At 33.8% G+C, this 6,698-nt stretch carries 8 protein-coding genes; all 8 read left to right on the top strand.

The window, feature by feature from the left end; genetic code table 11:
- The first annotated feature begins 119 nt into the window (after nt 1-119).
- The 8 genes from brnQ (CJP74_RS04705) to CJP74_RS04670 all read left to right on the top strand — a co-directional run bounded on the left by brnQ (CJP74_RS04705) (nt 120) and on the right by CJP74_RS04670 (nt 6,692).
- The gene (gene brnQ, locus CJP74_RS04705; protein WP_222986938.1) at nt 120-1,520 is read left to right on the top strand and encodes a branched-chain amino acid transport system II carrier protein; all 1,401 of its coding nucleotides are present in this window, start codon (nt 120-122) and stop codon (nt 1,518-1,520) included.
- A gap of 166 nt (nt 1,521-1,686) precedes the next feature.
- Nucleotides 1,687-3,087, top strand: coding sequence for a branched-chain amino acid transport system II carrier protein (brnQ, locus tag CJP74_RS04700; protein WP_119497126.1), 1,401 nt, complete (start codon nt 1,687-1,689; stop codon nt 3,085-3,087).
- Nucleotides 3,088-3,271: 184 nt separating this feature from the next.
- Nucleotides 3,272-3,520, top strand: a complete 249-nt coding sequence (gene rpsP, locus CJP74_RS04695) for a 30S ribosomal protein S16 (protein ID WP_119497125.1) — start codon at nt 3,272-3,274, stop codon at nt 3,518-3,520.
- A gap of 161 nt (nt 3,521-3,681) precedes the next feature.
- Nucleotides 3,682-4,035, top strand: a complete 354-nt coding sequence (gene rplS, locus CJP74_RS04690) for a 50S ribosomal protein L19 (RefSeq protein WP_119497124.1) — start codon at nt 3,682-3,684, stop codon at nt 4,033-4,035.
- 501 nt (nt 4,036-4,536) lie between these two features.
- Nucleotides 4,537-4,818 (top strand): helix-turn-helix domain-containing protein, encoded by a 282-nt coding sequence (locus tag CJP74_RS04685; RefSeq protein WP_119497123.1) that lies wholly within the window; start codon nt 4,537-4,539, stop codon nt 4,816-4,818.
- Between the two features lie 225 nt (nt 4,819-5,043).
- Entirely contained in the window at nt 5,044-5,304 is a 261-nt protein-coding gene (locus CJP74_RS04680) for a YfhL family 4Fe-4S dicluster ferredoxin (RefSeq protein ID WP_119497122.1), read from the top strand.
- Nucleotides 5,305-5,434: 130 nt separating this feature from the next.
- Complete coding sequence (gene gloA, locus CJP74_RS04675; protein WP_119497121.1) at nt 5,435-5,851, top strand: lactoylglutathione lyase; 417 nt, start codon at nt 5,435-5,437, stop codon at nt 5,849-5,851.
- A gap of 1 nt (nt 5,852) precedes the next feature.
- Nucleotides 5,853-6,692: an exonuclease domain-containing protein gene (locus tag CJP74_RS04670; RefSeq protein ID WP_119497120.1), complete on the top strand. Its 840-nt coding sequence runs from the start codon at nt 5,853-5,855 to the stop codon at nt 6,690-6,692.
- Nucleotides 6,693-6,698 lie beyond the last annotated feature (6 nt).

The following is a 6,698-nucleotide window of genomic DNA, read 5'->3' as shown; positions in this document are numbered from 1 at the left end:
ATTAAATTAAAGAGTAAGCGTAAAAAACGCTAAACTTACATTTTGTCTAATTTATTTAATTATTGTGATTTGGCATTTTAAGGTAACAATTTAAGCTTGTTATCAATATGAGGTTTTTTATGAATCGAATTCTCTTTAGTGGTCTGATGCTAATGTCATTCTACTTTGGTGCGGGGAACCTAATCTTTGCTCCTCAAGTAGGTCTTGAATCAGGGTACAATGTATTTTCAGCTTTATCAGGCTTTACTCTTTCGGCTGTAATTATTCCTTTTGTTACATTAGTTGCGGTAACGTTTACTGGTGACTCAGGTCTTTCATTCTACGGTCGTGTAGGTAAATATTTTGGTTACGCATTAACTATTCTTTTAGTTGTTTCGTTAGGTCCTTTATTTGCGATCCCAAGGGTAGCAAACGTTTCATACGAATTAGGTATCCAACCTTTATTACAGGATAATTTACACACAGCTTTACCAATTAGTTCTTCTTTTGGTTTAGTTTACATTACTCTATTTTTCTTAATTAGTTATACTTTATCTCTTTATGGAGATAGACTAGTTGATACTATCGGGAAATACTTATCTCCTGCATTAGTAATTTTCATTTTAGCTTTAGTTGTTACTTACTTAGCGGTTGGTAATGACCCAAGTGCAGTACAACCTGCAGAGAAATATTTAACAGGTGCATTTGCTACTGGGGCAATTGAAGGTTATGGTACTCTAGATGCCTTAGCTTCAGTTATCTTTGGTGGTCTTGTATTACAAACTTTAAGACCATCTCCAGATACACCTATTGCAGACGTACGTAAAAGCGTAATTCAAGCAGGTTTCATTGCTTGCTTCTTATTAGGTGTAATCTACTTTGGTTTAGGTTTCTTAGGTAACTACGCAAGTGGTTCAGAACAAACAAGTGGTGCTCAGCTTCTAATCTATGCTTCTACAATTGCATTTGGTAAAGCTGGTATTTATGTGTTTGCTATTATCGTATTCCTAGCTTGTTTAACAACTGCAGTAGGTCTATTAAAAACAATTGCAAACTATAGCCACAACCTATTTGGTATTTTCTCTGAAAAAGGCTGGTTAATTTTATACTCTATCTCTTCAGCAGTATTATCAATCCAAGGTCTTTCTTCAGTAATTAAAACATCAATTCCATTTATCTACTTTACTTACCCTATTACTATCGCTTTAGTAATTGTTACTATGTTTAACAAATTCACTAAAGATCGTGTTTGGGTATATCGTTGGGTAATGATTTTTGTTATTCCGTTTGCCTTTGCAGACTGTTTCAAATTCTTCTCAACTTTCTTCTTAGATCATGAAATTGATATCCTAGCATGGCTTCGTCCATTTATCCCATTTGGTAGCAGTGACTTTAGCTGGTTTGTACCTATGTTAATTGGTGCGGCTATTGGTTTCTGCTTCCCGAAAAAAGAAGTTGTTACATACTTACTTGGGGATAGAGAACAAGCTCGTCGTCAACGTAAACAACAAGCAGAAGACGAGTTCGAAGACGTGGTATAGTCTTTCTTTTAGGCACTTAGAGAAATCTAAGTGTCTTATTTTTTGCCAGAAAGCTCTTGACTTAAAGGCAAAAAAATGCGATTTTAATAAAGCAGTAAGTTAAGTGTTAAAATTATTTTACGTTAACATTTAGCAAGGATACCTAGTATCCTACAATTGAGGTATTATGAAAAGAGTCGTTCTAAGCGGTCTAATGCTAATGTCCTTTTTCTTTGGGGCAGGAAACTTAATTTATCCACCACTGGCTGGTTTAAATGCAGGTAGCGAGTTTCTCTCAGTTACTACAGGTTTTACATTAACAGCAGTTGTTATTCCGTTTTTAACAATTTTAGCCGTTGCCTTATCAGGTGACTCAGCCCTTTCTTTAGCAGGGCGCGTTGGTAAACTTTATGGTTTAGTGTTTACTGTAATCATTATCTTATCCATTGGGCCTTTATTTGGTATCCCAAGGGTTGCCAACGTTTCGTTAGAAATTGGTGTTAAACCTTTACTCGACAGCAGTGGTCTTGGTGGAAATGACAGTATTTCTTTAGCAGGACTACTTTACATCTTCTTTTTCTTCTTAATGGCATTTGTTTTAGCTCTTTATGGGGAACAACTAGTAGATTCAATCGGAAAATACTTATCACCTGCTTTAGTAATCTTTACTATGGCTTTAGTTCTAGTATATGCTTTTTCAAGCTCACCAAAAGAAGTCGGTCAAGTTCATGAAGAATATGTCTCGGGAGCCTTTTTTAAAGGAGCTTTTGATGGTTATGGCACTCTAGATGCTATTGCTGCAGTAGCTTTTGCAGGTCTAATTGTAAATGCTTTACGTCCATCTCCTGATACTCCAGCAAAAGTAGTATTCTCTGGCGTAGTTAAGGCTGGATTTATTGCTTGTGTGCTTTTAGCTGTTATTTACTTTGGCTTAGCTTATGTTGGTAATGTATCAGCAGTTTCAGGTAAATCTACGGGAGCAGACATCTTAGTTTATGCTTCTGAAGAGTCATTTGGAGCTGCAGGTCAACTAGTATTTGCAATTATTGTTTTCTTAGCTTGTATTACTACAGCCGTAGGTTTATTAAAGACTTTATCAACCTATTCGAGAAACCTTTTTGGTCTTTTCTCAGAAAAATCATGGTTAATCATTTATACTCTGTTCTCAGCAGTATTATCTGTACAAGGTCTAAACTCAGTGTTAAAAACATCTGTACCTATGATCTACTTAACCTACCCTATCACCATTGCTTTAGTTCTTGTTACTTTACTAAATAAATGGACTAAAGATCGTGCATGGGTATACTTCTGGGTAGCTTTATTAGTAACCCCTGTAGCTTTTGCCGACGCATTTAGAATCTTCTCAGCTAACTACTTTAATGGATCAATCGATTTATTAGGTGGCTTAAGAGATTATATTCCTTTAGCTAATACTGATTTTAGTTGGGTAACCCCATTAGTTTTAGCTTTAGTAATTGGCTTCTTATTCCCTAAAAAACCAGTAAATAACTTCTTATTAGGGGATGTGGATGCCGAAGCTCGTCGCAAAAAACAAGAAGCAGAAGAAAAATACGGCGAAGTTTTATAATTTAAAAAAAAGAGGGCACTCGCTCTCTTTTTTTTGCTTTTTTAATTTTTCTTTGCTATAATGAGCAAGTTATATTTTTTCAAAGTAATATTCCCTTTGAAAAGTATCTAAAAATATAACTAAATCCTTCAAATTTTTATTACATTTTTTAACAATTCAGTTTAATTTTTATAGGAAAACACACATGGTAGTTATTCGTTTATCAAGAGGCGGTTCTAAAAAACGTCCTTTCTATCAAGTAGTTGTTGCTGACTCACGTTTTGCACGTGACGGTCGCTTCATCGAAAGAGTTGGTTATTTCAACCCACTAGCTTCAGGTCAAGCTAAACGTTTAGAATTAAACCTAGAAGCAATCCAAGCATGGCAAGGTAAAGGTGCGCAATTATCTGATCGCGTTGCTAGCCTAGTTAAAGAAGCTCAAAAAGCTGCTTAATTTTATTTAAATTTAGTTGTCATTATCCGCAACTAGACTCGTAAGAGTATAAAAAATATCAAGAATTTTTAGTTTTAACATACAATCTTTTTACTAGCTCTGGCAGAGGAATAGTTATGTATTAGCTCTAACTACTGTTATCTAGATGAGGAATTAAAAAAATGAGTAATATCATTAAAAAGCTTGAAGAAGCTCAATTAAAAACAGACCTACCTAGTTTCCGTACAGGTGACACTTTAGAAGTTAAAGCATGGGTTGTTGAAGGTAATAAAAGACGTTTACAAGCATTTGAAGGTGTTGTAATTGCAATCCGTAATCGTGGTTTACACTCAGCATTTACTTTACGTAAAATCTCTAACGGTGAAGGTGTAGAACGTGTGTTCCAAACTCACTCACCAATTATTGATTCAATTACTGTTAAACGTAAAGGTGCTGTACGTAAAGCTAAACTTTACTACTTACGTAACTTAAGCGGTAAAGCTACACGTATTAAAGAGCGTCTTGAAACTAAATAATTTAGTTTTAATTTGGAGAAGGTTAATAACCTTCTCCTCTTTTTTGTCCTTAAAATTCAACAAATAGAGAAAATTTTTAGAATTTCCTCTTGTCATTTGTGATTTTCTCAAGTAAACTGTTATTATATTGTTTAACATTCTCACATTTAAGGTAAATTAAATTATGATTATTAATATTATTAACATTATTATCAAATAAGAACTTAGTAACTAAAGCACTTTAATTGTTACTAAGGATCTTAGTAAAATTAAAGTTGATTACTAATTGGTATAATGTTTTTAATATTTGGAATTTACCTTATTCTGAATATCTAAAGATATTCCATTACACTCCTAACACTTAACTTACTGCCTTTTTTATTTTTGGTGTAAGTAATCACTCCCTTTCTTTACTTTGATCCTTTTTTAATTTTTCATTTTGCTTTCTGTTCCTAAGTTAATCTTACTTTTTTACACTAGTACGTAGATTAAATTTATTTTTATCCAAAGGAACTATTAAAAATGCCTGCTTATCCAAAAGAGATGCGTAAAGCTGTCATCCAAGAATATAAACGAGGAAAAAAAAGTGCCACTCAAATAGCTAAGGATTTTGGTATTAGTTATATCACCTTATATGCATGGCTTAAAAATGTAAAAAAGCGCCGCGTGGTTACTTCGTCAACGCCAAGCAAAAAAGTTGAGAAAAAGGTTTCAAGCGTTACTCTTCTTTTAGAAAGAATTGAAAAATTAGAAGCTCAAGTAGTTTATTTAAAACAAGAACTTAGCACAGCTAAATCTAATTAAGTTTTTTATTTTAACCAAATTATATTAAGTTACTCTAAAGCTTAATATAATTGGCAAGGTAAGACCATCTTTATATGTTCTTACGTAGTTAAACACTCTCCTAACATTTAGATAGGAGAGTGTTTTTTTGCCTTTTAATTTGAAGAGAAAAAATGGTATAATATAGAGCTGTAGACATATTTATGTCTTATCAATCTATTATTAACAATTTATTTAATCATAACAGTGGCTTTATTAATTACACAAAAATGTACAAATTGTGATATGTGCTTACCTGAGTGTCCAAACTCGGCTATTTATGTAGGTGAACACATCTATGAAATAGATCCAATGCTATGCACCGAATGTGTCGGTTTTTATGATACACCAACATGTCAGGCATGTTGTCCCATAAATAAATGTATTATAAGCGACCCTGATCACGTCGAATCACAAGAAACCTTATGGGAAAAGTTTATTTTAATTCATCATGCCGATGAATTATAACTAGACCAAAAAAAGGCAAAGTGCAAGAAATTGCCTTATTTTGGCCCTTTGCTACGTTATGTTTAATTTACTTTGATCCTAGCCCACTAGTGATCTTTTTTTTACTCTATTTTTTGCTTTTGGAGATCTTATGAATCGCATACTACACACTATGTTACGCGTTGGTGATTTAGATCGCTCAATTAAATTTTATACTGAAGTATTAGGCATGAAACTCTTAAGAACTTCAGAGAATCCAGAATATAAATATACACTTGCGTTCTTAGGTTATGAATCAAATCCAGACCAAGCTGAGATAGAATTAACTTACAACTGGGGTGTTGATAAATACGAGTTAGGTACTGCATATGGACATATTGCCATTGGCGTAGAAAATGCAGCGCAAACTTGTGAAAAAGTTAAACTTGCAGGTGGTAATGTAACTCGTGAAGCAGGTCCGGTTAAAGGTGGTAAAACCGTTATTGCCTTTGTGGAAGATCCAGATGGCTACAAAATCGAATTTATTGAAATGAGTTCAAGACCTCAAGAAGGTTCTAAAGAGGTATAATTTGTCAGAAAGCATAGTAGAATTTTCTGCAACAGATGACTTTACACCAGAAAAAGTTGCCCGTATTTGTGACCTCGCAGATACGTTTGACTATCAACTTTTTCTCAATGATCATGTAAATGGTGTAAAAGAGTACAATGGTCATACCTTTGCTAATTATGCCGAATCAACTCAACTAGATAAAAATAATCCAGTAGTAGCTCAAGCTGCTGCTTATATGGCAAAACGCTTTCGTGGCTTTTATCCTTTAGTAGTTGATATAGAAACAACAGGTATTGATTATAAAGAGAATTCAATTATTCAAATTGCTGCTGTAGCTTTGACTTTTGATAAGGATTTAAACCTAGTTCCCTATGCCGAATTAAAGCTAAATGTTCATCCTTTAGCAGGGAAAAAAATAAATCCTGATTCAATTGCGATTACAAAAATTAACCCTTTTGATTATCAAAGAAAAGCCGTTGATTTAAGCACAGCCTTAACTGCTCTTTGTAAATTTGCCCGTGGTGCTCAAAAAGCTCACAACTGCAAACGTACAGTTCTTACAGCTCACAATGTCGATTTTGATAAATCATTTATTTATCACTACCTTGAACAATGCAAGGTAAAACGTATTCCTTTTCATCCTTTTACTGCCTTTGATACTAGTGTCCTAGGTGCAGTATTTTTAGGTGAGTCTCGTTTAAAAGTAGCAATTAATAAATTGCCAAATGAGACATTTGATACTAGCAAGGCCCATGATGCGCTTTTTGATGCCCATGAATGTGCTAAGCTATTTGCTTATTGTGTTGACTCAAGCAAAGAAATGGTTGAACCTTATCTTAGCCAAGAGGAACAGAGTTAAGCATTT

Source organism: Psittacicella melopsittaci, assembly GCF_003585925.1.
GTDB classification, from domain to species: domain Bacteria; phylum Pseudomonadota; class Gammaproteobacteria; order Enterobacterales; family Psittacicellaceae; genus Psittacicella; species Psittacicella melopsittaci.
This window is presented reverse-complemented; position numbering and strand designations above follow the sequence as displayed.

What these genes read in the sequence shown, in the direction of transcription:
- brnQ (WP_119497126.1), top strand. Translation starts at nt 1,687, where the DNA reads ATGAAAAGAGTCGTTCTAAGCGGTCTAATGCTAATGTCCTTTTTCTTT.
- brnQ (WP_222986938.1), top strand. Translation starts at nt 120, where the DNA reads ATGAATCGAATTCTCTTTAGTGGTCTGATGCTAATGTCATTCTACTTT.
- rpsP (WP_119497125.1), top strand. Translation starts at nt 3,272, where the DNA reads ATGGTAGTTATTCGTTTATCAAGAGGCGGTTCTAAAAAACGTCCTTTC.
- rplS (WP_119497124.1), top strand. Translation starts at nt 3,682, where the DNA reads ATGAGTAATATCATTAAAAAGCTTGAAGAAGCTCAATTAAAAACAGAC.
- CJP74_RS04685 (WP_119497123.1), top strand. Translation starts at nt 4,537, where the DNA reads ATGCCTGCTTATCCAAAAGAGATGCGTAAAGCTGTCATCCAAGAATAT.
- gloA (WP_119497121.1), top strand. Translation starts at nt 5,435, where the DNA reads ATGAATCGCATACTACACACTATGTTACGCGTTGGTGATTTAGATCGC.